This is a genomic window from Janthinobacterium sp. JC611 (assembly GCF_018682595.1).
Lineage (GTDB): Bacteria > Pseudomonadota > Gammaproteobacteria > Burkholderiales > Burkholderiaceae_D > Janthinobacterium.
Genome location: NZ_JAFLJN010000021.1, coordinates 197,339 through 222,201, shown reverse-complemented (window position 1 = coordinate 222,201; position 24,863 = coordinate 197,339). Strand labels below are relative to the sequence as shown.

Annotated in this window: 27 protein-coding genes; 18 read left to right on the top strand and 9 right to left on the bottom strand. The window is 65.3% G+C overall.

Annotated elements, in window-relative coordinates; translation table 11 throughout:
* Window positions 1-29: 29 nt before the first annotated feature.
* From J0O65_RS15390 to J0O65_RS15375, 4 genes are all read right to left on the bottom strand, one after another.
* Window positions 30-911: a LysR family transcriptional regulator gene (locus J0O65_RS15390; protein ID WP_215407997.1), complete on the bottom strand. Its 882-nt coding sequence runs from the start codon at window positions 909-911 to the stop codon at window positions 30-32.
* 81 nt (window positions 912-992) lie between these two features.
* A complete protein-coding gene (trhA, locus tag J0O65_RS15385; RefSeq protein WP_152252413.1) occupies window positions 993-1,610 on the bottom strand; it encodes a PAQR family membrane homeostasis protein TrhA in 618 nt (205 codons plus the stop codon).
* Window positions 1,611-1,710: 100 nt separating this feature from the next.
* Window positions 1,711-3,207 carry an NYN domain-containing protein gene (locus tag J0O65_RS15380; RefSeq protein WP_215407996.1) on the bottom strand — a complete coding sequence of 499 codons (1,497 nt, stop codon included), beginning with the start codon at window positions 3,205-3,207 and terminating at the stop codon, window positions 1,711-1,713.
* Between the two features lie 111 nt (window positions 3,208-3,318).
* Window positions 3,319-4,473 (bottom strand): dienelactone hydrolase family protein, encoded by a 1,155-nt coding sequence (locus J0O65_RS15375; protein WP_215407994.1) that lies wholly within the window; start codon window positions 4,471-4,473, stop codon window positions 3,319-3,321.
* A gap of 202 nt (window positions 4,474-4,675) precedes the next feature.
* Between J0O65_RS15375 and J0O65_RS15370 the strand changes: the two genes are divergently transcribed.
* The gene (locus J0O65_RS15370) at window positions 4,676-5,047 is read left to right on the top strand and encodes a flagellar basal body protein (RefSeq protein WP_215407993.1); all 372 of its coding nucleotides are present in this window, start codon (window positions 4,676-4,678) and stop codon (window positions 5,045-5,047) included.
* A 25-nt stretch (window positions 5,048-5,072) separates the two neighbouring features.
* Here the strand turns inward: J0O65_RS15370 and J0O65_RS15365 are convergent, their stop codons facing one another.
* Window positions 5,073-5,672, bottom strand: a complete 600-nt coding sequence (locus J0O65_RS15365; RefSeq protein ID WP_215407992.1) for a TetR/AcrR family transcriptional regulator — start codon at window positions 5,670-5,672, stop codon at window positions 5,073-5,075.
* 140 nt (window positions 5,673-5,812) lie between these two features.
* Between J0O65_RS15365 and J0O65_RS15360 the strand changes: the two genes are divergently transcribed.
* The 3 genes from J0O65_RS15360 to J0O65_RS15350 are packed head-to-tail and all read left to right on the top strand — an operon-like array spanning window position 5,813 to window position 8,674.
* Window positions 5,813-6,874 carry a sugar phosphate isomerase/epimerase family protein gene (locus J0O65_RS15360; protein WP_215407991.1) on the top strand — a complete coding sequence of 354 codons (1,062 nt, stop codon included), beginning with the start codon at window positions 5,813-5,815 and terminating at the stop codon, window positions 6,872-6,874.
* 13 nt (window positions 6,875-6,887) lie between these two features.
* Window positions 6,888-7,748, top strand: coding sequence for an alpha/beta fold hydrolase (locus J0O65_RS15355; protein ID WP_215407990.1), 861 nt, complete (start codon window positions 6,888-6,890; stop codon window positions 7,746-7,748).
* Entirely contained in the window at window positions 7,745-8,674 is a 930-nt protein-coding gene (locus tag J0O65_RS15350; protein WP_215407989.1) for an alpha/beta hydrolase, read from the top strand. The genes J0O65_RS15355 and J0O65_RS15350 overlap by 4 nt, the downstream gene beginning before the upstream one ends.
* 57 nt (window positions 8,675-8,731) lie before the next feature.
* On the opposite strand, the gene J0O65_RS15345 is transcribed toward J0O65_RS15350, so the two are convergent.
* Window positions 8,732-9,268, bottom strand: a complete 537-nt coding sequence (locus J0O65_RS15345) for a molybdopterin-dependent oxidoreductase (protein WP_215407988.1) — start codon at window positions 9,266-9,268, stop codon at window positions 8,732-8,734.
* 32 nt (window positions 9,269-9,300) lie between these two features.
* Window positions 9,301-11,283 carry a TonB-dependent receptor plug domain-containing protein gene (locus tag J0O65_RS15340; RefSeq protein WP_251373771.1) on the bottom strand — a complete coding sequence of 661 codons (1,983 nt, stop codon included), beginning with the start codon at window positions 11,281-11,283 and terminating at the stop codon, window positions 9,301-9,303.
* A 288-nt stretch (window positions 11,284-11,571) separates the two neighbouring features.
* Between J0O65_RS15340 and J0O65_RS15335 the strand changes: the two genes are divergently transcribed.
* The 8 genes from J0O65_RS15335 to J0O65_RS15300 all read left to right on the top strand — a co-directional run bounded on the left by J0O65_RS15335 (window position 11,572) and on the right by J0O65_RS15300 (window position 19,724).
* A complete protein-coding gene (locus J0O65_RS15335; RefSeq protein WP_215407986.1) occupies window positions 11,572-12,396 on the top strand; it encodes an IclR family transcriptional regulator in 825 nt (274 codons plus the stop codon).
* 39 nt (window positions 12,397-12,435) lie between these two features.
* Window positions 12,436-13,590 (top strand): acyl-CoA dehydrogenase family protein, encoded by a 1,155-nt coding sequence (locus J0O65_RS15330; RefSeq protein WP_215407985.1) that lies wholly within the window; start codon window positions 12,436-12,438, stop codon window positions 13,588-13,590.
* Window positions 13,591-13,601: 11 nt separating this feature from the next.
* Window positions 13,602-15,140, top strand: coding sequence for a class I adenylate-forming enzyme family protein (locus J0O65_RS15325; protein ID WP_215407984.1), 1,539 nt, complete (start codon window positions 13,602-13,604; stop codon window positions 15,138-15,140).
* A 60-nt stretch (window positions 15,141-15,200) separates the two neighbouring features.
* Complete coding sequence (locus J0O65_RS15320) at window positions 15,201-16,367, top strand: ABC transporter substrate-binding protein (RefSeq protein ID WP_215407983.1); 1,167 nt, start codon at window positions 15,201-15,203, stop codon at window positions 16,365-16,367.
* A 104-nt stretch (window positions 16,368-16,471) separates the two neighbouring features.
* On the top strand, window positions 16,472-17,344 hold the full coding sequence (locus tag J0O65_RS15315; protein WP_215407982.1) for a branched-chain amino acid ABC transporter permease: 873 nt from the start codon (window positions 16,472-16,474) through the stop codon (window positions 17,342-17,344).
* Window positions 17,341-18,312 (top strand): branched-chain amino acid ABC transporter permease, encoded by a 972-nt coding sequence (locus J0O65_RS15310; protein WP_215407981.1) that lies wholly within the window; start codon window positions 17,341-17,343, stop codon window positions 18,310-18,312. The genes J0O65_RS15315 and J0O65_RS15310 overlap by 4 nt, the downstream gene beginning before the upstream one ends.
* Window positions 18,305-19,018: an ABC transporter ATP-binding protein gene (locus J0O65_RS15305; protein ID WP_215407980.1), complete on the top strand. Its 714-nt coding sequence runs from the start codon at window positions 18,305-18,307 to the stop codon at window positions 19,016-19,018. The genes J0O65_RS15310 and J0O65_RS15305 overlap by 8 nt, the downstream gene beginning before the upstream one ends.
* A 4-nt stretch (window positions 19,019-19,022) precedes the next feature.
* Window positions 19,023-19,724 carry an ABC transporter ATP-binding protein gene (locus J0O65_RS15300; protein WP_215408547.1) on the top strand — a complete coding sequence of 234 codons (702 nt, stop codon included), beginning with the start codon at window positions 19,023-19,025 and terminating at the stop codon, window positions 19,722-19,724.
* 14 nt (window positions 19,725-19,738) lie between these two features.
* Here J0O65_RS15300 and J0O65_RS15295 read toward each other — a convergent pair whose 3' ends face one another.
* Window positions 19,739-20,725: an HDOD domain-containing protein gene (locus tag J0O65_RS15295; RefSeq protein WP_215407979.1), complete on the bottom strand. Its 987-nt coding sequence runs from the start codon at window positions 20,723-20,725 to the stop codon at window positions 19,739-19,741.
* A 162-nt stretch (window positions 20,726-20,887) separates the two neighbouring features.
* Here J0O65_RS15295 and J0O65_RS15290 point away from each other — a divergent pair, with 162 nt between their 5' ends.
* Window positions 20,888-21,472, top strand: a complete 585-nt coding sequence (locus tag J0O65_RS15290; protein WP_251373770.1) for a DinB family protein — start codon at window positions 20,888-20,890, stop codon at window positions 21,470-21,472.
* 1 nt (window position 21,473) lies between these two features.
* On the opposite strand, the gene J0O65_RS15285 is transcribed toward J0O65_RS15290, so the two are convergent.
* Window positions 21,474-21,866: a VOC family protein gene (locus J0O65_RS15285; protein WP_215407978.1), complete on the bottom strand. Its 393-nt coding sequence runs from the start codon at window positions 21,864-21,866 to the stop codon at window positions 21,474-21,476.
* Between the two features lie 81 nt (window positions 21,867-21,947).
* On the opposite strand from J0O65_RS15285, the gene J0O65_RS15280 reads away from it, so the two are divergent.
* From J0O65_RS15280 to J0O65_RS15260, 5 genes are all read left to right on the top strand, one after another.
* A complete protein-coding gene (locus J0O65_RS15280) occupies window positions 21,948-22,487 on the top strand; it encodes a GNAT family N-acetyltransferase (RefSeq protein WP_215407977.1) in 540 nt (179 codons plus the stop codon).
* 131 nt (window positions 22,488-22,618) lie between these two features.
* Window positions 22,619-22,870, top strand: coding sequence for a hypothetical protein (locus J0O65_RS15275; RefSeq protein WP_215407976.1), 252 nt, complete (start codon window positions 22,619-22,621; stop codon window positions 22,868-22,870).
* Complete coding sequence (locus tag J0O65_RS15270; protein ID WP_215407975.1) at window positions 22,867-23,112, top strand: hypothetical protein; 246 nt, start codon at window positions 22,867-22,869, stop codon at window positions 23,110-23,112. Before J0O65_RS15275 ends, J0O65_RS15270 begins: the two co-directional genes overlap by 4 nt.
* 156 nt (window positions 23,113-23,268) lie before the next feature.
* Window positions 23,269-23,940: a signal peptidase I gene (gene lepB / locus J0O65_RS15265; RefSeq protein WP_215407974.1), complete on the top strand. Its 672-nt coding sequence runs from the start codon at window positions 23,269-23,271 to the stop codon at window positions 23,938-23,940.
* Between the two features lie 48 nt (window positions 23,941-23,988).
* Window positions 23,989-24,852, top strand: a complete 864-nt coding sequence (locus tag J0O65_RS15260) for an NAD-dependent protein deacetylase (RefSeq protein WP_215407973.1) — start codon at window positions 23,989-23,991, stop codon at window positions 24,850-24,852.
* Window positions 24,853-24,863 lie beyond the last annotated feature (11 nt).

Sequence of the window (24,863 nt, the reverse complement as noted above, 5' to 3'; positions counted from 1 at the left end):
CGCATGCTGATCGCCATCATGGCCGGGTCTTACAGCTTCTGCTGCAAAAATTCGAGGAAGCAGCTGATGCGCTGCGCCAGCTGCGTATTGCGGTAATACACGGCATGGATCTGCTGGCGGTAGCCCGTATAAAACGGCTGCAGCACCTGCACCAGGCGGCCGGCGGCGATGTCGTCCTTCGTCATGAAATCGGACAGGCAGACGATGCCCTGGTCGTGCAGGGCCAGCTGGCGCAGGGTTTCGCCGCTGGACGCGGCCAGCGCGGGCACGATCTGCAGGCTGTTGCCCGCTTCGTGGCGCAGCGGCCACTGATTGCCCAGTTCATATTGCGCAAAGCCCAGCAGCGCATGGCCGGACAGCGCTTCCGGCGTGGCCGGGGTGCCGTGGCGCGCCAGGTAGGCGGGTGTCGCCAGCACGTGCAGCGGGCTGGCACTGAGGGCGCGCGCATGCAGGGTCGAGTCGACCAGGGCGCCGATGCGGATGGCGATATCGGTGCGGTGCTCGAGCAGGTCGGCGATCTGGTCGTTGCTGGTCAGTTCCAGGCGAATCTCCGGGTACATGGCGCGAAACTCCGCCACGTGGGGCACCACGCAATGGAGCATGAAGGGCGAGGCGGCATCGACGGACAGCCGCCCGGCCGGCTTCTGGCGGCGGATGCGGATCGACTCTTCCACGTCTTCCATCGAGGCGAGAATGGCGCGCGCCTTGTCCAGGAACAGCTGCCCCTCCTCCGTCAGTTCCATGCGCCGCGTGGTGCGCGTCAGCAGCGACGTGGCCAGCTTGTCCTCCAGGCGCGACAGGGCGCGGCTGACGCCCGAGGTGGTTTGTCCCAGGTGCACGGCGGCCGCGCTCAGGGTGCCGCTGTCGATGACGGTGACGAAGATTTTCAGGTCGTCCGAGTTGATGTCCATTCTTGCCCTTGTTTCACAGATCAGGGCATTATAATGGATTGCAGGCAATAGTCGGCGAGGCTGGCCGGGCTGCGCGCTACGTCAGGCAACGTAGAACAAAATGGCGACAAAATGACAGCTACTGCCGGCCAGCACGAACAAATGCCAGATGCCGTGGCCGTGGCGCAGCTTGTGGTCGGTGGCGTAGAACGCGATGCCGCCCGTGTAGCACAGCCCGCCCGCCACCAGCCACAAAAAGCCGTTCCACTCCAGCGCCGCCAGCAGCGGCTTGATGCCGATGACGATGAGCCAGCCCATGGCCACGTAAATCACCAGCGACAGGATGCGCGCGCCTTTCGCGTACACATATTCCTGCACGATGCCGAACAGGGCCAGGCCCCAGACGACGCCGAACAGCGACCAGCCCCACGGCCCGCGCAGGGTCACCAGCATGAAGGGCGTGTAGGTGCCCGCGATGAGCAGGTAGATGGCGCAGTGGTCGAGCCGCTGCAGCACGGCCTTGGCCTTGCCGCGCACGCTGTGATACAGGGTGGACGTGAGGTAGAGCGTGAGCAGCATGGCCGCATACACGCTGCAGCTGACGATTTTCCAGGCATCGCCCGTGCGGGCCGCCACGACGATCAGGATGACGCCGCCGATGGCCGCCAGTGCGGCGCCCACCGTATGGGAAATGCTGTTGAACCGTTCACCGTGGTACATGGCTAAGCCCCACCCACGGAAACGCAGCAAAATTCCGGGGTCAGACCCGCCGGGACTCGGCGTCCCCGTCTGACCCCAGCCTTGCTCGGCAAGGTGTCAATCAAGCGTCTTCCGCCTTCTTGCGCGCGGGACGGCGTGCCGGCGTCTTGCGTGGCGCCTTGGCGGGCTTGTCTTCCGCCACGACAGGCGCTTCCACCGGCGCCGCCTCGATCACAGGCGCCGCTTCAACAACCGCTTGCGCCGCCGTTTTGGCCGGCTTCTTCGCCGCTGCCGCCTTGCGCGCCGGCGTGCGCAGCTTGGCCTTGGGCTTCGCTTCGGCGACCGCTTCCACGATCACCTCGGCGACCGGCTCGGGCACTGGCGCAGGCACGGCTTCCACCGGCGCTGCCTCGACGGCCTCGGCGCGCGCTTCGCGGCCGCCATCGCCATTCTTGCGGCCGCCACGGCCATTGCGGCGCGAACCGCGCTTGGCGTTGCCTTCTTCGGGCGCGACCTCGGCCACCGCTTCGGCCACCTCGTGCTGCACTTCCGGCTGCGGCGCCGGCGCATACTGCTCGACGACGACGGCTTCCGCGTCGGCCACCGGCACGAAGGCCTGCGGCGCGGACTCGCCGCGGCGTTGCTCGTTCTGCTTGCGGCCGCCCCGTCCATTGCGGCGCGAATCGCGGCGGCTGCCGCCATCGCGGCTGTTGACCTCTTCCGCCGTCGCACCGCTCTCGCCGCCGGCGACGACGTCGCTGGCGGCTTCCCCGTTCACGGGTGCAGCCACGGGAACCAGGCCGCTGCTGCGGTAGACATAGGCGCCCGATTTTTCATCGCGGCCAAATTCCAGCAAGCCGCGCGTCTGCGCTTCTTCCAGCAAGTTGCCGAAGGTGCGGAAACCGTAATACGATTCGCTGAAGTCGGGCTTGCGGCGCTTGATCGCTTCTTTCAGCATCGAGGCCCAGATCTTGCCGCTGTCGCCGCGCTCCGAGACCAGCGCGTCGAAGGTGGCAACGGCCATCTCGATCGCTTCCGTCTTGCGCGACTCGTATTTTTCCTTGCGGCGCACTTCTTCGTCGGCCGAACGCTTCGGCGCGGGCGTGTCGCGCGCGTCGCGCTTGGCGGCCGTGCGACGGCTTTCGCGCACCAGATCATCGTAGAAAATGAATTCGTCGCAGTTGGCCACCAGCAGGTCGGAGGTCGACTGCTTGACGCCCACGCCGATCACCTGCTTGGCGTTTTCGCGCAGTTTCGACACCAGCGGCGAAAAGTCGGAATCGCCGCTGATGATGACGAAGGTGTTGACGTGGGCCTTGGTGTAGCACAGGTCCAGCGCATCGACCACCAGGCGGATGTCGGCCGAATTCTTGCCGGACTGGCGCACGTGGGGAATTTCGATCAGCTCGAAGTTCGCCTCATGCATGGTGCCCTTGAAACTTTTATAACGGTCCCAGTCGCAATATGCCTTCTTGACAACGATGCTGCCCTTGAGCAGCAAGCGTTCGAGGATGGGCTTGATATCGAATTTTTCGTAATTTGCATCTCGCACGCCGAGCGCGACGTTCTCGAAGTCGCAAAACACGGCCATGCTGAGGTTTTCTGGGGATGACGCCATAAGGGTGAATTCTCGCTGATGATAAGGGCGGACGGGAAGCGCAACGCCTCCCTTTGCGCCTAGTATATTCGCCCACCCCCCGTTTCGGCGACAACTATCGTGCGCGGCAGCCTATTGCGTGCCGCCGGCGGCGCTCGCGCTGGCGCCGGCGACCGGCCAAACGACGCTTGCATCGACCGAATACAGCTGGCACGGCAGGCTGCTGCGCCGCTGGCACGACGCGAGCGCGCGCACATCGGGGCTTTCCCCCTCCTCGGCCCAGCCCCAGGCGCCGCTGGCCGACAGGGCGAAGGCGCGCGGCGCGGTTTTCTCCAGGAAGTCGCGGTAGGCGGCGCGGCCCTGCTCTTCCAGGTAGGGTACGGCGGCGATGTCGTCCTGCGGCGCGAATTGCGTGGCGGGCGGCGACGGCGCATCGGCCACGCGGTAGACCTGCCGCACCGGCATGCCGATTTTCTGCAGGAAGCGCTCGGTGGCGGGCAGCCACACGGCCACCCCGTCGCGGCTGCCCAGGGTCAGGTGGGCATCGCGCTTGAACGGGCCGTAGGCCAGCAATTGCGCGCGGCCGCCGGAACCGGTAAAGGAATTGAACAGCCGCCGCGCCAGGGCCGGCGAAAAAAACGAGTCATTCGCGCCATACAGCCACAGGCTGGGAATGTGATTGTAGGCGCCCAGGGTGGCGAAGGACTTGGCCAGCGCCCCTTGCCAGTCGCAACCCGGCATGTCGACGCGCAGGCCGCCGGAAAAATTGAGCACGCCGCGCACGCCGGGCAGCACCCGGGTGGCCAGCGCCAGCGCCGCCATGCCGCCATACGACTGGCCCGCGACGACGATGCGCTGCGGGTCGACCCAGCTCTGGCGGCGCGCATACGCGAGCGCGGCCAGCATGTCGCGCGCCTGGCCCTGGGCATTGCCCAGCATGTCGCAGCCGGCATCGCGGTAAGCGCCCGTCGAGCGCGCAAAGCCGGCGCGCATGGGCAGCATCACCGCATAGCCGCGGCGCACGAATTCGGTGGCCATATAGATAAAGCGCTCGCGCTGTTGCAGCCTGGCCGGGCCCGCCTGCTTGCCGTGATTCATCAGCAGCAGGGGAAACGGGCCGGGGCCGGCGGGGCGGAACACCGTCGTTTCCAGCTCCTCGCGCAAGCCGTCGCCGGCCGGCACCATGATGACTTGCTCGTTCAGGCGCGCATCGAGCGGCAGCGGCGAGGGGACAAGCTGGGCTCGCAGGGGCAGGCAAGGCAGACTGAGCAGCAAACTCAGCAACATGGGACGATACAGGGGATAAATGGCGGACTCCGTGGATGACTTCCCTGCCAGTCTAGACAGCGAAATGCCACAGAACAATATAAAAAAGTTACGTGACGCAGCTATTTTTTACGGCAAGCAGCAAGGGGGAAAATTGTTGCCTTGCACCACCACATTTTCCCCGCCGTCGGGTGTAAACTGGAGGCCTTCTGAAGGAGTCGCCATGTCCATATCCGCCCTCACCACCGGCACCTCGGGGCTGACCGCCAACCAGCGCGCGCTGGATGTGGCCGCAAACAATGTCGCCAATGCGAACACGCCGGGCTTCCAGCCGCAACAAGCCGAATTCCAGGAAGCCAGCCCGGCCGGCACGGGCGTCACCCTCTCCGTCGAAGGGCGCAAGCTGGCCGCCACGGAAAGCGTCAGCGGCGCCAGCGCGCAGGCGGCCAAGGCGGCGGAAAGCCGGCCGAACGGCGTCGGCCTCGCTTCCGAACTGACGGATAATCTCGTCTACAAGGCCGGTTTTAATTTATCGGCGAATGTCGTCAAGGCCGCCAACCAGGCCCTGGGCAGCCTGATCGACGTCAAGACGTGAAGACAGCGACTATCGACAAGCCAGTCTAGCTTTGCATTTCCAGCGCCAGCGGCGCCATGGCCGGCGTAATCAGCGCCAGCAGCCGTTCGGCCGGAATGCCGTCGCGCGCCTGCACCGACAAGCCGTGCAGCAAGGCCGCGTAATAGTCGCCCAGCGCCTGCACGTCCGCCCCCTCCTTTAATTCTCCCGCCAGCTGCGCCGCGCGCAGGCGCTCGATGACGGCTTGCGTGCGCGCGCGGCGGTGCTGCGCCAGCCAGTCGGCGATGCCGGCGTTTTCCGCGCTCGTGTTGGTGGCGGCCGTGACCACCATGCAGCCTTGCGGCTGGCCGCTGCGCGTATACAGCAGCACGGCTTCTTCCAGCATGCGCGCCACGGCGTCGCGCACGTTCAGGCTGGCGGCCAGCGCGTGCACGGCAAACGCGCCTTCTCCCGTTTCATACAGCTCCACGGCTTCGCGGAACAGTTGCTCCTTCGAGCCGAACGCCGCATAGATGCGCGCCGAAGCGATGCCCAGCGCCGCCACCAGGTCGGCCATCGATACGCCTTCATAGCCGCGCGTCCAGAACGCGTCGCGCGCCTTTGCCAGCGCCAGCGCGCGGTCGAATTCCCTCGGTCTTCCCGCCATCTTGATCCTCTTTTCACAAACTGGCGGCCAGTATAACGCCTGGCGCCCGCCGCGCGTTCCCGATTTATTTTGCATCACGGGCTTGACCGAAGGGAGAATTTCGCCTATTCTTTGTCGATCGACAAACAATAGGAGCCGATATGAAAACCATCCAAGGACCAAGCCTGCACCTGGCACAATTCGCCGCCGATACGGCGCCCTTCAACACCCTGCCCGCCATCGCCGAGTGGGCGGCCGGCATGGGCTTCAAGGCCCTGCAGATTCCCGCCTGGGATGCGCGCCTGTTCGACGTGGCGCAAGCGGCCCACAGCCAGCAATACTGCGACGATCTGGTCGCCATGCTGGCCGGCCATGGCCTCGTCATCAGCGAACTGACGACGCACATCCTCGGCCAGCTGGTGGCCGTGCACCCGGCCTACGACGCGCTGTGCGACAGCTTCGCGCCGGCCCACCTGCACGGCCAGCCGGCGGCGCGCACCGAGTGGGCCATCGAACAAGTGAAACTGGCGGCCATGGCCTCGAAACGCCTGGGCCTGACGGACATGGGCACGTTCTCCGGCTCGTTCGCCTGGCCGTATCTGTTCCCGTTCCCGCAGCGCCCGCCCGGCCTGATCGAGGCGGCCTTCGACGAACTGGCGCGCCGCTGGCTGCCCATCCTCGACGTGTGCGAGGAACAGGGCATCAACCTGTGCTACGAAATCCACCCGAGCGAAGACCTGCATGACGGCATCAGCTTCGAGATGTTCTACGAGCGCGTGGGCCGCCACCCGCGCTGCAAGATGCTGTTCGACCCCAGCCACTTCGTGCTGCAGCAGCTGAACTACCTGGAATTCATCGACATCTACAAGGACCATATCCGCATGTTCCATGTGAAGGATGCGGAATTCAATCCGACGGGGCGGCAAGGCATTTATGGCGGCTACCAGTCGTGGGAAAACCGCGCCGGGCGTTTCCGTTCGCTGGGCGATGGCCAGGTCGACTTCAAGGCCATCTTCTCGAAGATGGCGCAGAACGATTACGCGGGCTGGGCCACCCTGGAATGGGAATGCTGCCTGAAGGACCAGGAAGTGGGTGCGCGCGAAGGCGTGGCCTTCATCAACGCCCACATCATTCCCGTGACCGACAAGATCTTCGACGACTTCGCCGGCGCCCCCGTCAGCGCGCAACAGATTCATCAATTGCTGGGTATCCAGCACAACTGAACAAGGAAACACCATGAACGAATTTACCCATGACTACGTCCGCATCGACGGCCAGCGCCTGCATTGCGTGATTGCGGGTCCCGCCGCCGGCAAACCCGTGCTGCTGATCCCCGGCTGGCCGCAAACCTGGTACGCCTGGCGCCACGTGATGGCGGCCCTGGCCGCCCAGGGCTACCAGGCGATCGCCATCGACCCGCCCGGCAGCGGCCACTCGGAACGCCCGGCCGGCGGCTACGACACGGGCGCCATCGCCGCCACCCTGCACCGCACCATGCTGGCCCTGGGCCACGCCCAGTACGACGTGGTCGGCCACGACATCGGCATGTGGGTCGGCTATGCGCTGGCCAGCGATTTCCCGCAGGCCGTGACGAAACTGGCGCTGACGGAAGCCGTGATCCCCGGCCTGGCGCCCGCGCCGCCCATTTTTGTGGCGCCATCGGACAACATCTTCCTGTGGCACTTCATGTTCAACCAGGTGCTGGACTTGCCGGAGATGCTCACGGCGGGCAAGGAGCGCGAATACATCCGCTTCATCCTGGACCGCTGGTCGTACCGCCGCGACAAGGTGGCCGTCGACGTGTATGCCGACGCTTACGCCACGCCGGGCGCCCTGCGCGCCGGTTTCGCCTACTACCGGGCGATTCCGGAAACCATCCGGCAAAACCTCGAGCGGGCGAAAACGCGCCTGGCCATGCCCGTGCTGGCCATCGGCGCGGATCACGCGACGAATGACGCGCCCCTGCTGACCATGCAGGGCAAGGCGGACATCCTGCAAGGAGCGATCGTCGCCGAGTGCGGCCACTTCATCATGGAAGAACAGCCGGAAGCGTTCATTGCCCACCTGCTGCCCTTCCTGGCCGGAGAACCGGCATGAGCCTCGATCCGCTGATCGCCGCCTGGCTGGAACAGGCGAAGGATGCGCCGCCGCCCGCCTCGCTGGCGGACCTGCGCGCCGCCACGGAAACGGGCTTGCGCCAGCTGCACGGGCCGCTGGAGGATGTCGCTTCGGTCAGGGATTACGTGCTGCCCGGCGAACATGCGCTGACCGTGCGCGCCTATGTACCGGCCGGCGCGGACATGGGCCAGCCCCTGCCGGCCATCGTCTTCGCGCATGGCGGAGGATGGTGTCTATGCTCGCTGGACCTGTACGACAATCCGTGCCGCGCGCTGGCCAACGCCACCGGCTGCGTGATCTTTTCCGTCGATTACCGGCTGGCGCCCGAGCACAAGTTCCCCGTGCCGCTCGACGACTTTTACCGGGCCCTGTGCTGGGTCGCCGGGCATGCGGCGGCGCTGGGCATCGACGCCAAGCGCCTCGCCGTGGGCGGCGACAGCGCAGGCGGCAACCTGGCGGCGGCCGCCGCCCTGATGGCGCGCGACCAGGCCGGCCCGGCGCTGGCGCACCAGTTGCTGCTGTACCCGGCGCTCGATTTCGCCTTCGACACGCCATCCTACCAGCGCTATGCGGACGGCCATTCGCTGACCAGGGAAGCCATGCGTTTTTGCTGGTCGGCGTACCTGAACGAACCGGCGCAAGGCGCGCAGCCTTATGCGGCGCCGCTGCGGGCGGCTACGCTCAAGGACCTGCCGCCGGCGACCGTGCTGGTGTGCGAATACGACCCGCTGCATGACGAAGGCGCGGCGTATGCGCGTCGGCTGCGCGACGACGGCGTGGCGGCCGACTGCGTGCAGCTCGACGGCATGATTCACGCATCGATCCACATGCTGGGACTGGCGCCAAAGGCGCGGGGTCTGTTCGACGTGGCCGGCAAAGCAATGAAAAGTGCCATGTTTGCGTAAATAGTCCACTAGAAAAATTCTGGGGTCTGACCCGGCGGGTCAGACCCCAGCATGCCTCTATTCCACCAATTTTCGCACCTCGATGCCGTTCAGCCACTTCACGTGGCGCGGCCCCGTGCGGATATCCTTGGCCGAGATCAGGGCGATCTCGCCATCACTGTCGTCGAGCGCCTTGCCGTTTTTTTCGTAGTAGACGATCACGCCTTCGCCGGCCGGCGCGTTATACAGCTCGCCCCAGGAAAACACCACCGCATAGCCATCCGTGGCCGTGGCGATGATGGCGATCTTCTTGGCGTCGTTGTGGCCGGGCGCGTCCAGCGCCGCCTTGTCGAGGATGTCGCGCAGGCGCACGCCACGATAGCTGGTGATGGTCTCGGCTTTATCCCCATTGTGGCGCGTGACGGCGAGCTCCCCGCCATTGGCGGCCGGCAGGCCGCGCAGGTCCGCCACCGTCAGGGTCAATGGCCTTGCCACCTTGCCCGTCACGGCGAGCGCGTGGCTCATGTTCTCGCTTGCCGGCGCCGGATCGGCCCACGCGGGCGCCGCCGCCAGCAGTGCGGTCGAAACGAGGCTGGTCAGTATGGTCTTCAACATGCGGTGTCCTTTCATGGAACATTCAAAGAAAATCAGAACTGGTATTGCGCATTGGCCAGCCAGGTGCGGCCCGCGCCGGGAAAACCGTCGGCCAGCGCGTAATTGCGGTCCGCCGCGTTGCTCACGCCCGCTTCCAGGGTCAAGGCCGGCATGGGGCGGTACACGACCTTCAGGTTCAGCGTCGCAAAACCACCCAGTTCCAGGGTGTTCGACACCCAGCGCCCGCTGTTCGCTTCCGCGATGGCCACCACGTCGACCTGGCGCGCCGCGTGCAGCACGGCATGCGCCGTCAGCTTGTGGCGCGGCACGTCCGTCAGGCGCGTGGCGCGGTCGCTGACGTTCCGCATGTCGGTGTAGGTGTAATTCCCGCCCCAGTCCAGCCAGGCGCCGGCGCCGCCGCGCAAACCCAGCTCCACGCCGCTGATGTGCGCCCTGCCCGCGTTGCGCATCTGCGAACGCACGCCCGACACGTTCGCCACGCTCTGGATCTTGTCCTTCACGTCGCTGTAGAACAGCGCCGCTTCCACCTTGGCGCCCAGCGCGTTTGCTTGATACCCGAGCTCATAATTCATCGCCTCTTCCGCGCGCAAGGCCGGGTTCTCGATGTACGTGCCCAGACGCTGCGAGTAGCGGTCCTTCAGGGTCGGCAGGCGCGATTTGCGCGCCACGGTGGCGTACACGCGCGCGCCGGCGCCGATCTTGCGGAACAGGCCCGCCTGCAGGTCGGTGGCCGATTGATTGGCTGGCAAGGTGTAGGCATTGCCGGCGCTGTAGACGGTGTCCGGGCGCAGCGCGTTGCGCGAGACGCCCAGCGACAATTCCGTCGCCGCATCGAGGGCGATGCTGTCTTCCGCGCCCAGGGTCCACAGGGCATCCTTGTACCAGGTGGTGCGCACGCCTTTGGCATCGAGCTCCTGGTGCTCGTCGGCCTTGTAGCTGGCGACAAAACGCAGGCTGTGCGCGGCCAGGCGGAACGATTCGAGTTCCACCGCGCCGCCATTCGTGCGGTCGTTGTAGATGCTGCGCCCGCCGCTGACGCTGCCCTGGCCGCTCGTCTTCAGGGTCGTGTAGCTGCCGTTCGTGTAGGACGTGATTTCATTGTCGTAGCTGTCGTGGTACAGCCGCAGTTTCAGGCGCTCGGCGGCGCCCAGGCGCGTCTGCGAGACGACATACACGCTTTCCTTGTTCCAGTACGGCCACTGCCAGTAGCGCGCGCCGACGGGATGGGTCGACGGCGGCTGGCCCTTCTCGCCATGCTGCTTGTAGTAGCTCAGTGCATACTCGTCGCCCGACTGCGCGCCATCGGGCGTGTAGCCCACCCTGAACGACAGTTTATGATCCTTGCGGTAGGCGTTGTTGCGCATGCCGCCATCTTCCGTGGCCGTGGGCCGGAAGTCGGACGACAGGGGGAAGCCGTCGCTGTCGATGTAGGACACGCCCGCCTGCAGATACCACAGGCCCTGGTTCGTGCCCACGTTGGCCGACAGCTGGCGCTCGCTGCCCGAGCCGAAACCGATGGACGTATCGCCTTCCAGCAGCGCGGACGGCTTGCGCGACACCAGGTTGATGGCGCCGCCCAGGGTATTGGCGCCATACGCCACGGAGCTGTAGCCCTTGGCCACCTGGATGGCGGCCAGATCGCCGGTGGTGAATCGGTTGAAATCGACGTAGCCGTCATACGGCACGTAGACGGGAATGCCGTCGATGTACAGCGGCACCTGGCGAGAGTCGAAGCCGCGGATGGCGACGGTTTTCTCGTTGCGCGCATTCGTCGACAGCGACACGCCCGGCAGCAGATTCAAGGCGTCGCCCACGTTGTCGCGGTTAAAGCGGCGCATCTCGGCGCGGCCCACTTGCGTGCCCACCTGCTGTTCCGCCTGGCCGGCCTGCTCACGCTGCCCCACCACCGTCACCGTGCCCAGCACGAAAGGCGCCGCCGCATCCGCGTCGTCCTTGCCAGCGGCCTGCTGCGCCAGCGCCAGCATCACGGCGCCCGCCATTAGCTGTTTTAACATCATCTTGTTCTTCCATCCTTCGTTATATATCGTCTTATATAGCGATACTCAAAAAAATACAAAAAAAGCGGCCGCGCATGTGGCGGCCGTCATCCAGCGGCGCAATATACAGAGGTATATAGCGATATTCAAGCGACAAGGCCGAAAGCGCGCGCACAGGTCAATTTTCCACGCATTTTTCCCGCATCGCAGCATTTCGCTGTGCGAACGAATGTTTCACAAAACGGTTGACACGTCGAATTTGGCTAGGCAAACTGATTTCCAGGGAGTTCGAAAATGAATGCCAATATGACAAATATTCCAGCCGCAGCGGATCCGGAACTCATCGTCTTCGGCGACGACGAGGAAGGCAAGGACCGCCAGTTCGTCAACGCGCTGGCGCGGGGCCTGGAAGTGCTGCGCTGCTTCCGTCCTGGCGAAGTCTATCTGTCGAACGCGGACATGGCCAAGCGCACGGGCATCCCCAAGCCCACCATTTCGCGCCTGACCTATACCCTCACCAAACTCGGCTACCTGAATTACTCGGACAGCCTGGGCAAGTACCAGCTGGGCGCCGGCGTGCTGGCCCTCGGCTACCGCATGCTGTCGAACCTCGACGTGCGCAAGATGGCGCGCCCGCTGATGGAGGAACTGGCCGAACATGCGCAGGCCTCCGTGTCGCTGGGCACGCGCGACCGCCTCAGCATGGTCTATGTGGAGACGTGCCGCAGCAGCGCCAACGTCACCCTGCGCCTCGACGTCGGCTCGCGCATTCCCCTGATGACGACGGCCATGGGCAAGGCCCTGCTGTGCATCCTGCCGCAGGCCGAGCGCGACTACCTGATGGACCATGCGCGCGTGCACGAGACGGAGCGCTGGCCGCGCATCAAGGCCGGCATCGAACAAGGCTTCAAGGATTACCAGGACCGGGGCTTTTGCATCTCGGCCGGCGAATGGCAGAACGACGTACATGCCGTGGGCGTGCCCATGCTGGGAGCCGACGGCGAACAGGTGATGGCCTTCAATTGCGGCGGACCCGCCTTCCTGCTGTCGCGCGAAAAACTCGAGTCCGACCTGGGACCGCGCCTGGTGGCCCTGGTCAAGACAGTGGAAAAAAACCTGGGACGCGGTTAGACTGCGCGCCCCTTCTCAATATCGCCTTCGAGGACCCCGATGATACGCGACGAAGAAACCCTGAACATCCTGCTCGACAGCATCGCCCGTTTCGTGCGCGAAGTGCTGGTGCCGAACGAGGCGCTGGTGGCTGAAACGGATGCGATCCCGCCCGCCATCGTCGCGCAGATGCGCGAACTGGGCCTGTTCGGCCTGTCCATCCCGGAAGCCTACGGCGGCCTGGAACTGAGCATGGAAGAGGAAGTGCGCGTGGCCTTTGAAATCGCCCGCACCTCGCCCGCCTTCCGCTCGCTGATCGGCACGAACAACGGCATCGGCTCGCAAGGCATCGTCATCGACGGCACGCAAGCGCAGAAACAATACTATCTGCCCAAGCTGGCCGCCGGCGAGATCATCGGCTCGTTCGCCCTGACGGAAGCGGGATCGGGCTCCGACGCGGCCTCGCTGCGCACGACGGCCGTGCGCGACGGCGACTATTACATCCTCAACGGCAGCAAGCGCTACATCACCAACGCGCCCGAGGCCAGCATCTTCACCGTCATGGCGCGCACGGACCCCGCCAAGCGGGGCGCGTCGGCCATTTCCGCCTTCATCGTGGAAAAGGATACGCCCGGCCTTTCACTCGGCAAGATCGACAGGAAGATGGGCCAGCAAGGCGCGCATACCTGCGACGTCATTTTTGAAAACTGCCGTGTGCCGGCCGCGAACCTCATCGGCGGCAAGGAAGGCGTGGGTTTCAAGACGGCCATGAAGGTGCTCGACAAGGGCCGCCTGCACATCGCCGCCGTCTGCGTGGGCGCGGCCGAACGCATGCTGGCCGACGCCCTGGCCTACGCCATGGAGCGCCAGCAGTTCGGCCAGCCCATCGCCGAATTCCAGCTGATCCAGGCCATGCTGGCCGACAGCAAGGCGGAAATTTACGCGGCGCGCAGCATGGTGCTCGACGCGGCGCGCCGGCGCGACAACAAGGAAGACATCTCGACGGAGGCGTCGTGCTGCAAGCTGTTCGCCTCCGAAATGTGCGGCCGGGTGGCCGACCGCTCCGTGCAGATCCACGGCGGCGCCGGCTACATCAGCGAATACGCGGCCGAGCGCTTCTACCGCGACGTGCGCCTGTTCCGCATCTATGAAGGCACGACGCAGATCCAGCAGATCGTCATCGCCCGCAACATGATCAAGGCGGCGCAAAAGTGAAGGAGGCCGCGATGGACATTCCCGCCCTGCTGGCGCACTTGCCGGCGCGCCTGTCGGCCATCCCCATCTATTGGGCGATGCGCGCGCCCGACGCGCCGGCCTTGCATGAAGCTGGCCGCAGCTGGACCTACGCGCAGCTGCAGCACAGTGTGGAAGACGCAGCGCAGCTGCTGCGCCGGCTGGGCGTGCGTGCCGGCGACCGCCTGATGGTGGTGGGTGAAAATTGCGCACTGCAGGTGGCGCTGATCTTCGCTTGCGCCAGCATCGACGCGTGGGTCGTCAACGTCAATGCGCGGCTGTCGGCGCGCGAGATCGACACCATCGCCGCGCACAGTTCCGCGCGGCGTGTGCTGTTCCTGGCCGGCGCCTCGCCGGAAGCGGCCGCCCATGCGGCACGTCTGGGCGCGGCAAGCGCCACGGTCGACGGCATGGGCGAGCTGCTGGCCGGCGACTTGAACGACGCTGCCATCGCCGAAGAGACCGTCGCCGGCAACGAACAGGTGGCCGCGCTGATCTACACGACGGGCACGACGGGCCAATCGAAGGGCGTGATGCTCACGCACCGCAACCTGCTGTTCATCGCCGCCGTCTCCAGCACCTTGCGGGGCTTGACGCGCAGCGACCGCGCCTACGGCGTGCTGCCGATTTCGCACGTGTACGGCCTGGCCTCGGTGGCCCTGGGCACCCTGTATGCGGGCGCCGCGCTGTACCTGGTGCCGCGCTTTTCCGTCGATGGCCTGCTCTCGGCCTTGAGGGACGACGAGCTGACCATCGTGCAGGGCGTGCCCGCCATGTACGCCAGGCTGCTGCAAACCCTGGGCGGCGCCGACACGCCGCTGCCCACGCGGCTGCGCTTCGCGTATGCGGGCGGCTCGCCGCTGGCGCCGTCGCTCAAGCGCGACGTGGAAAAGCTGCTGGGCACCGCGCTGCACAATGGCTACGGCATGACGGAAAGCGCGCCCACCATCAGCCAGACGCGCCTGGAAGCGCCGCGCGGCGACGATTCCGTCGGCATGCCTATCCCCGGCGTGGAAGTGCGCGTGGTCAGCCTCGATGGCGTGGACGTGGCGCCGGGCGAAGCGGGAGAATTGTGGATACGCGGGCCGAACGTCATGGCCGGCTACTACCGGGAACCGGCCATGACGGCGGCCACGATGCGCGACGGCGGCTGGCTCAACACGGGCGACATGGCGCGCCAGGATCCCGACGGCGCCCTGTTTGTTGTCGGCCGCACCAAGGAATTGATCATCCGCTCGGGCTTCAATGTGTATCCGCTGGAAGTGGAAACGGCCCTGAACGCCCATCCATCCGTGGTGCAGTCGGCCGTCGTGGGACGCACGCTCGCCGATGGCAACGAGGACGTCATCGCCTATGTGGAGCTGGACCCGCGCCAGCCCGCCAGCGTGGCACAATTGCAGGCCTGGCTGGCGCAGACCCTGTCGCCGTACAAATGCCCGTCCGCCATCATCGTCATGGACGCGCTGCCGGCGGCCGCCACGGGCAAGATTTTAAAGGGGCAGCTGCGGCAACTGGCGCAGAATGCCGGATAAGTTGACCATGTTTTACCAGTCAAGACAATAAAACCAAGCCACATCACCGGAGGAGACACGATGAAACGCAGCTACACACGCATCGCCATGGCAGCGCTGCTTGCCAGCGCCTGGATGACGCAGGCCAGCGCCGACGAATTCCTGGTCGGCGCGGAAATCCCGCTGACGGGCAACCTGGCCAGGGTCGGCGCCGGCATGCAGGAAGGCATCATGGTCGCGGCCGAGGTCTTCAACAAGACCAACGGCAAGCACACCGTCAAGATCATCACCGTCGACGACGAATCGGCGCCGGCCAAGGCCATCGCCGCCGTGGAAAAACTGGCCAGCCAGGGCGTGGTGGCCATCACGGGCGGCTATGGCTCGAACAATATCTCGCCCGCCTCGGACACGGCGAATAAACTGGGCCTCGTCTACATCACCTCGGGCGGTGTGGACGACAGTCTGGTGTCCAGCGGGCGCAAGAATTTTTTCCGCATCAATAACACGGCCGGCTACGAAAAAGCCATGCTGGGACTATTGCAGGACGTGGGCGCCAAGTCCGTCTCCATCGTGTATTCGACCAAGGACGCCACCACGGGCCTGGCGAAAGACGTGGAAAAGGCGCTGACGGCCAAGGGCGTGAAGGTGACGACGCACTCGTTCGACCCGGCCATCACGGACTTCAAGCCCATCATCAACAAGATCAAGCTGCAGGACAAGTCGGAAGTGGTGGCCATGGTGGGCTACGAAAACGATTACGTGGGCATCATCCGCGCCGCCCGCGTGCTCAAACCGAAGATCAAGGCCATGGTGGGCGTGTGGTCGCTGGCCACGCCGAAAATGGCGGCCGACTTCCCCGACCTGATGCCGAACGTGTTCGGCACGGCCCTGCTGCCCTTCCCCACGCAATTCAAGACGGCCGACGGCAAGGTCTTCAGCGACGCCTACAAGCAGTTGTACAAGAAGGAACCCGATTACCTGGGCCAGTTCGGCTATGTGCAATCGATGCTGCTGTTCGAGGCCATCGCGCGCGCGGCCGACAAGGGCACGCTCAAGAAGGGCGGCGTGGCCGAGGAAATGCGCAAGACGGACCGCGAAACCCTGATCGGCCGGGTGCAGTTCGCCGCCAATGGCGACAACCAGAACTTCGTGCACCGCATGGCGCAGCACCAGGACAAGAAGGTGGTGATCGTCTGGCCGAAGGAACACGCGACCGGCAAGCTGAATTACCCCGCCCTGCCCTGGTAAGCCGCAGCTTCCCGCTGCACACGCGCGTGCTCCGGCGCGCACCGATGAACGGCAGTCCTGCGCAGTGCACACGCGGCGCCAGGGCAGCCTGACGGGATGACGACATGACAGAATTAATCTTGCAAGCCCTGTATTCGGGCTTGCTGCAGGGCGGCTCCTACGCCCTGATCGCGCTGGGACTGGCGCTGGTCTTCGGCACCATGAAAGTGATCAACCTGGCGCATGGCGAACTGGTGCTGCTGGCCGCCTACATCGCCTACAGCGCGGAGTCCGGCCTGGGACTCGGTCCCATGTACGCCATCCCCATCGCGCTGGTGATCGTCAGCCTGACGTCCGTGGGCGTCTACCTGATCGTCAGCCGCATCAAGAAAGACCGCGAAATCAATTCGCTGATCCTCACCTACGGCATCGGCGTGATCCTCACCAATTTCATCCTGCTCGTGTGGAAGGCCGACATCCGCTCGACGTCGTCGACCTGGCTGCAGGAAGGGTTTGAAATCGGCCCGTTCTTCAGCATGCGCAGCGAAGTCATTTTCTTTGGCGTCAGCCTGGTGCTGATGGCGGCCCTGTGGCGCTGGCTGTCGACCAGCTGGTATGGCCGCGCCGTGCGCGCCGTCTCCAGCAACCGCGACGCGGCCAAGCTGATGGGCATCGACCCGGGCCGCACGGAACTCGTGTCGTTTCTCGTCGCCGGCATCCTGGCCGCCTTCGCCGGCGTCGCCCTGTTCAGCTATGGCGTGATCCAGCCGGCCTACGGCGGCGCGCTGACGGTGAAAGCCTTCATCATCACGGTCTTGGCCGGCATCGGCTCCATCCCCGGCGTGCTGCTGGCCGCCGTGCTGCTGGGAGTGGCCGAAGCGCTGACCGTCACCCTGGCCAGCTCCGCGCTGCAGGAATTGTCCGGCATGGTGCTGTTCCTGCTGGTGCTGTTCATCATGCCGAACGGCTTGTTCGGCGCACAACGGAGGCGCGGATGAAGCGCTCGACACTGATTTCCACGGCGGGCCTGCTGCTGGCCGCCTACATCGCCGTGCCACTGGCGCTGGGCGCCAACCAGTATGTGATGAGCATGGTGGTGGCGGCCCTGATCATCGGCGGCGTGGCCATGTCCTGGGCCTTGCTGGGTAATTTGGGCGGCATGGTCAGCTTCGGCCATGCGGCCTTCTTCGGCGTGGGCGCATATGTCTCCGCGCTGGCCACCGTGAAACTGGGCCTGCCCGTGTTTGCCGCCATGCTGCTCGGCGGCGCGGGGGCGGCCATCGCCGCCGTCATCATGCTACCCGTGCTGCGCCTGCGCGGGCCGTATTTTGCGCTGGCCATCCTCGCCTACGCCCACATCTTCCGCATCCTGGCCACGGAATGGAGTTCGGTGACGGGCGGCGCCGGCGGCATCAACAACATCCCGGCCTTGCCCACCGTCTTCGGCGTCGATTTGGCCAGCAAGACGGGCGCCTACCTGGTGGTGCTGACGCTGGTGGTGGCATGCGCGTTCGCCTACGGCCGCATCCGCGCCAGCCATTACGGCATCGCCCTGCGCGCCATGCACGACAGCGAGGACGCCACGCGCGTCGTCGGCGTCAACAGCACCCTGCTGAAAGGCGCGATGCTGCTCGTGTCGGCCTTCATGGCGGGCCTGTTCGGCGCCTTCAACGCCCACTACATCAACTTCCTGGAGCCGGACTACGCCTTCAACAGCCTGTGGGTGACCTTGCCGATCGTGGCGGCCATCTTCGGCGGCTACCGCACGATACTCGGCCCCGTGCTGGGCGCCGTGGTGGTCTACCTGGTCGACCAGCTGATCTTCAAGTCGCTGATCCCCACCGGGCACCAGCTGGTGCTGGGCGTGCTGCTGGTGGCGATGATCGTCTTCAGTCCGAACGGTTTGCTGCCGCTGCTGCGGAGATGGCTGAAAAAAGCGGCGCTCAAGGAGAAACAACATGCTTGAACTCGATAATGTGTCCGTGCGCTTCGGCGGCCTGACGGCCGTCGATGCCGTCACCCTGAAGGTGGGCAGCCACGACGTGATCGGCCTGGTGGGCGCGAACGGCGCCGGCAAGACCACCTTGTTCAACGCGATCTCCGGCCTGGTGCGCCCCACCGGCGGCGGCATCCGCTTCGAGGGGCGCGACATCATGGCCACGCCCATGTACCGGCGCGCCCGCCTGGGACTGGGCCGCACCTTCCAGATTCCGCAACCGATGCATGAATTGACGGTGCGCGAAAACCTCGTCGTGGCGCAGCGCTTCGGCACCGGCAAGGTAGACCAGCGCAAGATCGATGAAATCCTCGACTTCACGAGCCTGGCGGACAAGGCGCGGCGCGACGCGGCCAGCGAACTGGCGCTGACGGAACTGAAGGCGCTGGAAGTGGCCAAGGCGCTGGCGACGAACCCGAAACTGCTGCTGCTCGACGAAGTGCTGGCGGGCCTGGAAACGAACGGCAAGCGCCGTTTCATGGGCATGCTGAAGGACTTGCATGCGCAGTTTGGCGTGGGCATCGTGATGATCGAGCACGATATCGAAACCATCAGCAATCTGTGCCAGCGCGTGGCCGTGCTCAATTTCGGCCAGCTGATCGCCGATGGCACGCCGGATTGCGTGTTCCGCGATCCGGCCGTCATCGAAAGCTACACGGGAGCAGTTCATGCCTGAAACGATGCTTGAAATTAGCAATCTGCGCGCCGGCTATGGCGCCATCAACGTGCTGTGGGATGTATCGCTGTCGATCCGGAAGGGCAAGCTGACGACCATCATCGGCCCGAACGGCGCCGGCAAGACGACCCTGCTGCGCGCCATCATGGGCCTGCTGCCTGTGGGCGCCGGCAGCATCCGCCTCGATGGCACGGCCATCAACGGCACGCCGACGTGGAAGATGAGCGACGCGCGCGTGACGATGATACCCGAGGGGCGCATGACGTTTCGCGACATGAGCGTGGAAGAAAACCTGATCATGGGCGCCTTCCCGAAGGAGCACCGCAGCCACATGCCGGCGCGCCTGGCCGACGCCTACGCCATGTTCCCGCGCCTGCACGAACGCCGCAGGCAGCTGGCCGGGTCGCTCTCCGGCGGCGAGGCACAGATGCTGGCCATGGCGCGCGGCTTGATGTCGGACCCGTCGCTGCTGATCATCGACGAGCCGTCGCTGGGCCTGGCGCCGCTGGTGGTCAACGAGTTGTTCGAGATCCTCGCGCGCCTGAACGATGGCCGGCGCACCATCATCCTGGTGGAGCAGAACACGGCGCGCGCCGTGGGCGTGGCCGATCACGTCTACCTGATGCAAAGCGGCAAGGTGGCGCTGTCGCAGGCGGCCGTCGATGTCGACCTCGAGCACCTGCATGCGCTGTATTTTGCGCGCTGAGCGGCCTGCGGCCATCACTCCTCGTCGTCGTCCTCGTCGTCGGCCAGCTTGTCAAACACCTGCAGCTCGGCCTTGCTCAGTCCCGTCATCACGAAGGGATCGTCGACAGGAAAGCGGCCCGTATCGACCAGCATGCGCAGCTTGCTCAAGCGGTCGCCCAGCGCCAGCGCCTGCGCCTGGGGATCGGCGTCGGCCTGGCCGATGGCGCGGGTCACGGATTCGGGAAACTCCCATAATTCGGCGATCCGCACCGACAGGATGCGCGCCTGCGCAAACACCTGGGCAATGAAGGCGTCCGATTGCGGAAAGGCGTCGGGCGCGTGCATCTGGTCGATCAGGCGGAAGGCCACCACCAGGCCCACGTTGGCCATCAATCCCGCCAGATAGGCGTCGAAGGCGTTGGCCTGCAGCGCAGGCGCGACCAGGTTGGCCGCCAGCGCGCATTTCTCGGACTGGCGCCAGATCAGCGGCGCCGTGCGTATGGTCAGTCCGCCGCTTTGCATGCTGACAATGGGACGGAAAGCGACGCGGGCCAGCAGCATGCGCATGCCGTTTTGCCCGAGCAGCATGATGGCGCCTTCCATGTTGTTGATCGACGGGCTGGCGTTGTAGCGCGAATGGTAGCGGGGGCGGTTCGCCTCGCGGTAGACCTCGGCGACCAGCAGCACGTCCTGGGCCAGCTGGCGCGACAGCTCGGCCGCGCTCATGTTTTCATTTTGCAAGGTGCGCATCAACTGCGGAATGATGGCCGGAATGCGCGGCACCAGCGCGGCGCCGGCGACCGGTTCGCGGGCCAGGCGCGTCAACTCGTCCAGAATCTGCTGTTCGGCCTGCCTTGACGCCTGCGCCGAACCGGCGGCGGCCAGCCAGCGGTAGTAGATGGCATCGATTTCGGCGAGGGTGGCTGGCTGCCGCGCCGTCTCGGGCGCCGCCGCTGCCGTGCCCGGCGCAGCCTTGTTTTTGTCGTCGCCGCCGCTCAGTAATTTTCCTATCCAACCCATTTTGCCGTCCAAACCTTTATGCATCACTATCGCGACATCCGCTGCGCGATTTTACTTGATGACGGCAATCCTGGTGCGGCTGGCGTAAACGCTTTGTCCACCTGCCGCAACATGCTACAGTGGCACGACATGCCCCCTGCCATGCCCGACAAGCGACCCCTCATGAACAATCCACTTGCGCACTACGTCACCAGCCAGGCGTATAACAACGCCTGGGCCAACCACCGCTTGCTGAAGGCTTGCGGGCAGCTGACCGAGGCCGAGTTCCAGGCCACGCGCGTGAGTTTTTTTCCCACCATCCAGTTCACCTTGAACCATATTCTGACGTGCGACTGGTTTTATCTCGACGCCCTCGAACGCGAGCTGCGCGGCGCGGCGCCCCATGCAGATTGCTACGTCTTTTTTGAACAGGATGAACCGTTCACCGATTGCGCGGCCCTGCACGCGGCGCAACGCGCCTCGGACCTGCGCCTGATCGCCCATTGCCGCAGCCTGTGCGATGCGGACCTGGCGCGGCCCGTGACGATCCTGCGCGACACGCCGCAAGTCGACACACGCCAGCGCATGCTGGCACACCTGTTCCAGCACCAGATCCATCACCGGGGGCAAGTGCACGCCATGCTGGCCGGCACGCGCATCGCGCCGCCCCAGCTTGACGAATTCTATTGCGCGGGCGAAGCCGGCGAACGGGCGCAGGATGTTGCGGAGCTGGGCTGGACGGAAGACGACGTCTGGGGAGCGCGCTGAGCTACTCTTCGGCGTGGCAGCAGACGCACAGTTTGTTGCCGTCGAGGTCGCGGAAGTAGGCGCCATAGTAATGGGCGTGGTAATGGGGGCGCAAGCCGGGCGGCCCTTCGCACACGGCGCCCAGCGCCAGCACGGCCTGGTAACTGCGGTCCACCTGGGCGCGGCTGGACGCCAGCCAGGCCGTCATCTGCCCATTGCCGGCAGTGGCCGGCAAGCCGTCATGCGGCGCCGTCAGCACGAACAGGGGGCGCGGCGCATCCTGCGCCATCCAGCCTGCCCAAGGCTTGGCAGGATCATGAAATTTCTCGATCAAATCGAGTTCTCGCGTCAGGGCCGTGTAGAAAGCGTAGGCGCGGGGAAAATCGTTGGTGCCGAGGCAAATATGGGACAGCATGCTGCTCCTTCGTCAATTCAAGCATGTGCGCCGAAATGCGCCAGCTAATTATAATGGCGCATCCCTTTTCCACACGATCCCATGCCAGACCTCGACCGCCTTCAGCTGCTCCCCCCCTCCAGCGCCGACATTGACGCCTTGCTGGCCTTCGAACTGGAAAACCGCGCGTACTTTGAAAGCTGGGTCACGGCGCGCGCGCCATCCTATTACCACCAGGAAGCCATCGCCGCCGCCATCGAGCAGGCGCAGCGCGAGCGCCAGCAAGACCGCGCCTACCAATACCTGGCCAAACTGGACGGACACATCATCGGCAGGGTCAACCTGACGGCCGTCACGCGCCCCTACTTCAACAAGGCGACGCTCGGTTACCGCATCGGCGAACGGTTCGGCGGACGCGGCTACGCCACGCGCGTGGTGGCCCTGTTGCTGGAAGAGGCGTTCGGCGCACTGGAACTGTGGCGCGTGGAGGCGACGGCGCGGCCGCAAAACCTGGGGTCGGTCGCCGTCATGCGGCGCAACGGCTTTCACCAGTACGGCAAGTCGGAGCAAGCCATGTTTTTCCAGAATGCCTGGTCGGACTTGCTGTATTTTGAGCGGCGCAATCCGCAAGCCATGGCCTGAAATCGCCTACTTTTCCGGCAGCAACCCGACGTTGATCCTATCATCCGCGACTTTGTCACAACGCAAAGCAGCGCGATATCGGACTGATAACGTCAAGATTCGGGAATCTTCCAAACCTTGCCAAGTCCAACATGAAATTGCGACTACGCCTGTTCGAACATGTGCTGCTGGTGCTGGCATTGGCCGTCGCCATCTTTGCCGCCGCCATCGTGCTGGCGCGCATGACGCAGTGGGCGGAGGCGCAGGAATTGCCTGCCTATCTCGTGCAGGGCATGCACCTGGTCGGCAAGGTGCTGTTTTTCCTCGATGGCTGCATCGTCATCGCCGTCAGCAGCATTTTGACCGCCCGGCTGTTCCACCTGCTCACCAAGGAGGATGTATGAACGACCTTCACTACCTGTTCACGCTCCAGCATCCGCGCCGCTTCTGGTACAGCGCCATCATCATCGCCATCGCCTCGGCCATCCTGCTCGGTCCCTGGCTCGACAGTATTCCCTGGCTGGTGGCGATCCCCTTCGTGGCCGGCGGCTTGCTGGTGGCGCTCGGCGAGCTGTGGGATGAGATGCACGGCAAGCGCCGGCGCAACGGCGACGACGATGCGCATGCGCCGTGCCGGCGTCCCTGAACCAGCATGATGCGTGCACGCAACAATGCTCACGCCATCGGCCGCGCCTGCGTTGATTTAAGACTGGCTTCAGCCTCGCCGTGCATCGTGATATGGCGCCAGCAACCATGGCGCTTCCCTTCCCCCTCACGGGCACAGCCCAGCGAAAGAGCCGACATGAGCACATGGATGCGCGCCAACAAAGGTTTTTTGATGTTCCTGCTGCTGTTCGGGGTGTTCCGCACGGCCGTGGCGGACTGGAATCCGATACCGTCGGCGTCGATGCGCCCCAACCTGCTCGAAGGGGACGTGGTTTTCGTCAACCGCCTCGCCTTCAACCTGAAAGTGCCGCTCACCGATATCGTGCTGCGGCGCCTGGGCGAGCCGGCGCGCGGCGACATCGTCACTTTTTCTTCGCCGAAAGACGGCACGCGATTGATCAAGCGCATCATCGCCCTGCCCGGCGACACGGTGGAAATGCGCAATGAACAGCTGGTCATCAATGGCCAGCCGGCGCGGTACACGGCGCTCGACACGGCCCCGGAAACCGTCGCCCACCTGGGCCAGCTGACGGCGCAGCGCATCCGCGAACGCAACCCGACCGAGCAGCACCGCATCCAGGTCTTGCCGCACATGGCGGGCGCGGCGCGCAGCTTTGCTCCCGTGACGGTGCCGGCCGACCATTTCCTCATGCTGGGAGATAACCGCGACAACAGCGCCGACTCGCGTTACTTCGGCTTCGTGCCCCGTGAATTGCTGATCGGCAAGGCCGAGCGCATCCTCGTCTCGGCCAATATCCAGGAGCATTGGCAGCCTCGGCTGCAGCGTTTCGGCATGAAGCTGGAGTAAACCGGCCCCTTGCAACGGCGCCGTGCTTTTCGGTTAGCATGGCGCATCATGCAAAATTTTTCCTCAGCCAGCCAGCCGCCAGCCAATAGCCACCACGCCCTCGATCAGCTGGCGCAGTTCCTGCAGCGCCATCCCGACGTGCTGCTGCTGACGGGCGCCGGCATCAGCACGGCGTCCGGCATTCCCGACTACCGCGACACGGAAGGCGTGCGGCGTGGCAATGCGCCCGTGCAAGGTCCCGACTTTCGCCGCCAGGAAAGCGTGCGCCGCCGCTACTGGGCGCGCAGCATGGTAGGCTGGCCGACCCTGGCGCGCGCCGCGCCGAATCCCGGCCACCTGGCCATCGCACAACTGGCGCAGCGCCAGTGCATGGGCGGCCTGGTCACGCAAAACGTCGATGGCCTGCATCAGCAGGCGGGCAGCCCGGCCGTGACGGAGTTGCACGGCAGCATACATGGCGTGGTGTGCCTCGATTGCCATGCCCGCCATACGCGCCGCCTGATCCAGGATCAGCTCGAACGCGACAATCCCCACTTGCTGGGCGCCACGGCCACGCCGGCGCCCGACGGCGACGCCTTGCTGGAGCCGTCGCAGCTGGCCACCTTCCACGTGCCCGTGTGTCCCCGCTGCGGCGGCACCCTGCAGCCGGACGTGGTGTTTTTCGGCGATGGCGTGCCTGCCGCCTGCGCGTCCGAGGCCGAGCGCAAGATGCGCGAAGCTGGCGCCCTGCTGGTGGTGGGCTCGTCCGTCATGGTGTATTCGAGCTTTCGCCTGTGCCGCATGGCCGCCGAAACGGGCAAGCCCGTGGCCGCCATCAACCTGGGCAAGACGCGCGCCGACCATTTGCTGGCCTTCAAGACCGAAGCCCCGGCACAGGACATCTTGCCTGCATTAGCGGCCATGCTGGGCTGATCCCGTGCCGG

Coding starts and splice junctions, on each gene's coding strand:
- J0O65_RS15270 (WP_215407975.1), top strand. CDS start 22,867: ATGAACGACCTTCACTACCTGTTCACGCTCCAGCATCCGCGCCGCTTC.
- J0O65_RS15375 (WP_215407994.1), bottom strand. CDS start 4,473: ATGTTGCTGAGTTTGCTGCTCAGTCTGCCTTGCCTGCCCCTGCGAGCC.
- J0O65_RS15285 (WP_215407978.1), bottom strand. CDS start 21,866: ATGCTGTCCCATATTTGCCTCGGCACCAACGATTTTCCCCGCGCCTAC.
- J0O65_RS15365 (WP_215407992.1), bottom strand. CDS start 5,672: ATGGCGGGAAGACCGAGGGAATTCGACCGCGCGCTGGCGCTGGCAAAG.
- J0O65_RS15325 (WP_215407984.1), top strand. CDS start 13,602: ATGGACATTCCCGCCCTGCTGGCGCACTTGCCGGCGCGCCTGTCGGCC.
- J0O65_RS15360 (WP_215407991.1), top strand. CDS start 5,813: ATGAAAACCATCCAAGGACCAAGCCTGCACCTGGCACAATTCGCCGCC.
- trhA (WP_152252413.1), bottom strand. CDS start 1,610: ATGTACCACGGTGAACGGTTCAACAGCATTTCCCATACGGTGGGCGCC.
- J0O65_RS15370 (WP_215407993.1), top strand. CDS start 4,676: ATGTCCATATCCGCCCTCACCACCGGCACCTCGGGGCTGACCGCCAAC.
- J0O65_RS15320 (WP_215407983.1), top strand. CDS start 15,201: ATGAAACGCAGCTACACACGCATCGCCATGGCAGCGCTGCTTGCCAGC.
- J0O65_RS15305 (WP_215407980.1), top strand. CDS start 18,305: ATGCTTGAACTCGATAATGTGTCCGTGCGCTTCGGCGGCCTGACGGCC.
- J0O65_RS15355 (WP_215407990.1), top strand. CDS start 6,888: ATGAACGAATTTACCCATGACTACGTCCGCATCGACGGCCAGCGCCTG.
- J0O65_RS15330 (WP_215407985.1), top strand. CDS start 12,436: ATGATACGCGACGAAGAAACCCTGAACATCCTGCTCGACAGCATCGCC.
- J0O65_RS15380 (WP_215407996.1), bottom strand. CDS start 3,207: ATGGCGTCATCCCCAGAAAACCTCAGCATGGCCGTGTTTTGCGACTTC.
- J0O65_RS15315 (WP_215407982.1), top strand. CDS start 16,472: ATGACAGAATTAATCTTGCAAGCCCTGTATTCGGGCTTGCTGCAGGGC.
- J0O65_RS15350 (WP_215407989.1), top strand. CDS start 7,745: ATGAGCCTCGATCCGCTGATCGCCGCCTGGCTGGAACAGGCGAAGGAT.
- J0O65_RS15275 (WP_215407976.1), top strand. CDS start 22,619: ATGAAATTGCGACTACGCCTGTTCGAACATGTGCTGCTGGTGCTGGCA.
- J0O65_RS15340 (WP_251373771.1), bottom strand. CDS start 11,283: ATGTTAAAACAGCTAATGGCGGGCGCCGTGATGCTGGCGCTGGCGCAG.
- lepB (WP_215407974.1), top strand. CDS start 23,269: ATGAGCACATGGATGCGCGCCAACAAAGGTTTTTTGATGTTCCTGCTG.
- J0O65_RS15345 (WP_215407988.1), bottom strand. CDS start 9,268: ATGTTGAAGACCATACTGACCAGCCTCGTTTCGACCGCACTGCTGGCG.
- J0O65_RS15280 (WP_215407977.1), top strand. CDS start 21,948: ATGCCAGACCTCGACCGCCTTCAGCTGCTCCCCCCCTCCAGCGCCGAC.
- J0O65_RS15390 (WP_215407997.1), bottom strand. CDS start 911: ATGGACATCAACTCGGACGACCTGAAAATCTTCGTCACCGTCATCGAC.
- J0O65_RS15335 (WP_215407986.1), top strand. CDS start 11,572: ATGACAAATATTCCAGCCGCAGCGGATCCGGAACTCATCGTCTTCGGC.
- J0O65_RS15290 (WP_251373770.1), top strand. CDS start 20,888: ATGAACAATCCACTTGCGCACTACGTCACCAGCCAGGCGTATAACAAC.
- J0O65_RS15295 (WP_215407979.1), bottom strand. CDS start 20,725: ATGGGTTGGATAGGAAAATTACTGAGCGGCGGCGACGACAAAAACAAG.
- J0O65_RS15300 (WP_215408547.1), top strand. CDS start 19,023: ATGCTTGAAATTAGCAATCTGCGCGCCGGCTATGGCGCCATCAACGTG.
- J0O65_RS15310 (WP_215407981.1), top strand. CDS start 17,341: ATGAAGCGCTCGACACTGATTTCCACGGCGGGCCTGCTGCTGGCCGCC.
- J0O65_RS15260 (WP_215407973.1), top strand. CDS start 23,989: ATGCAAAATTTTTCCTCAGCCAGCCAGCCGCCAGCCAATAGCCACCAC.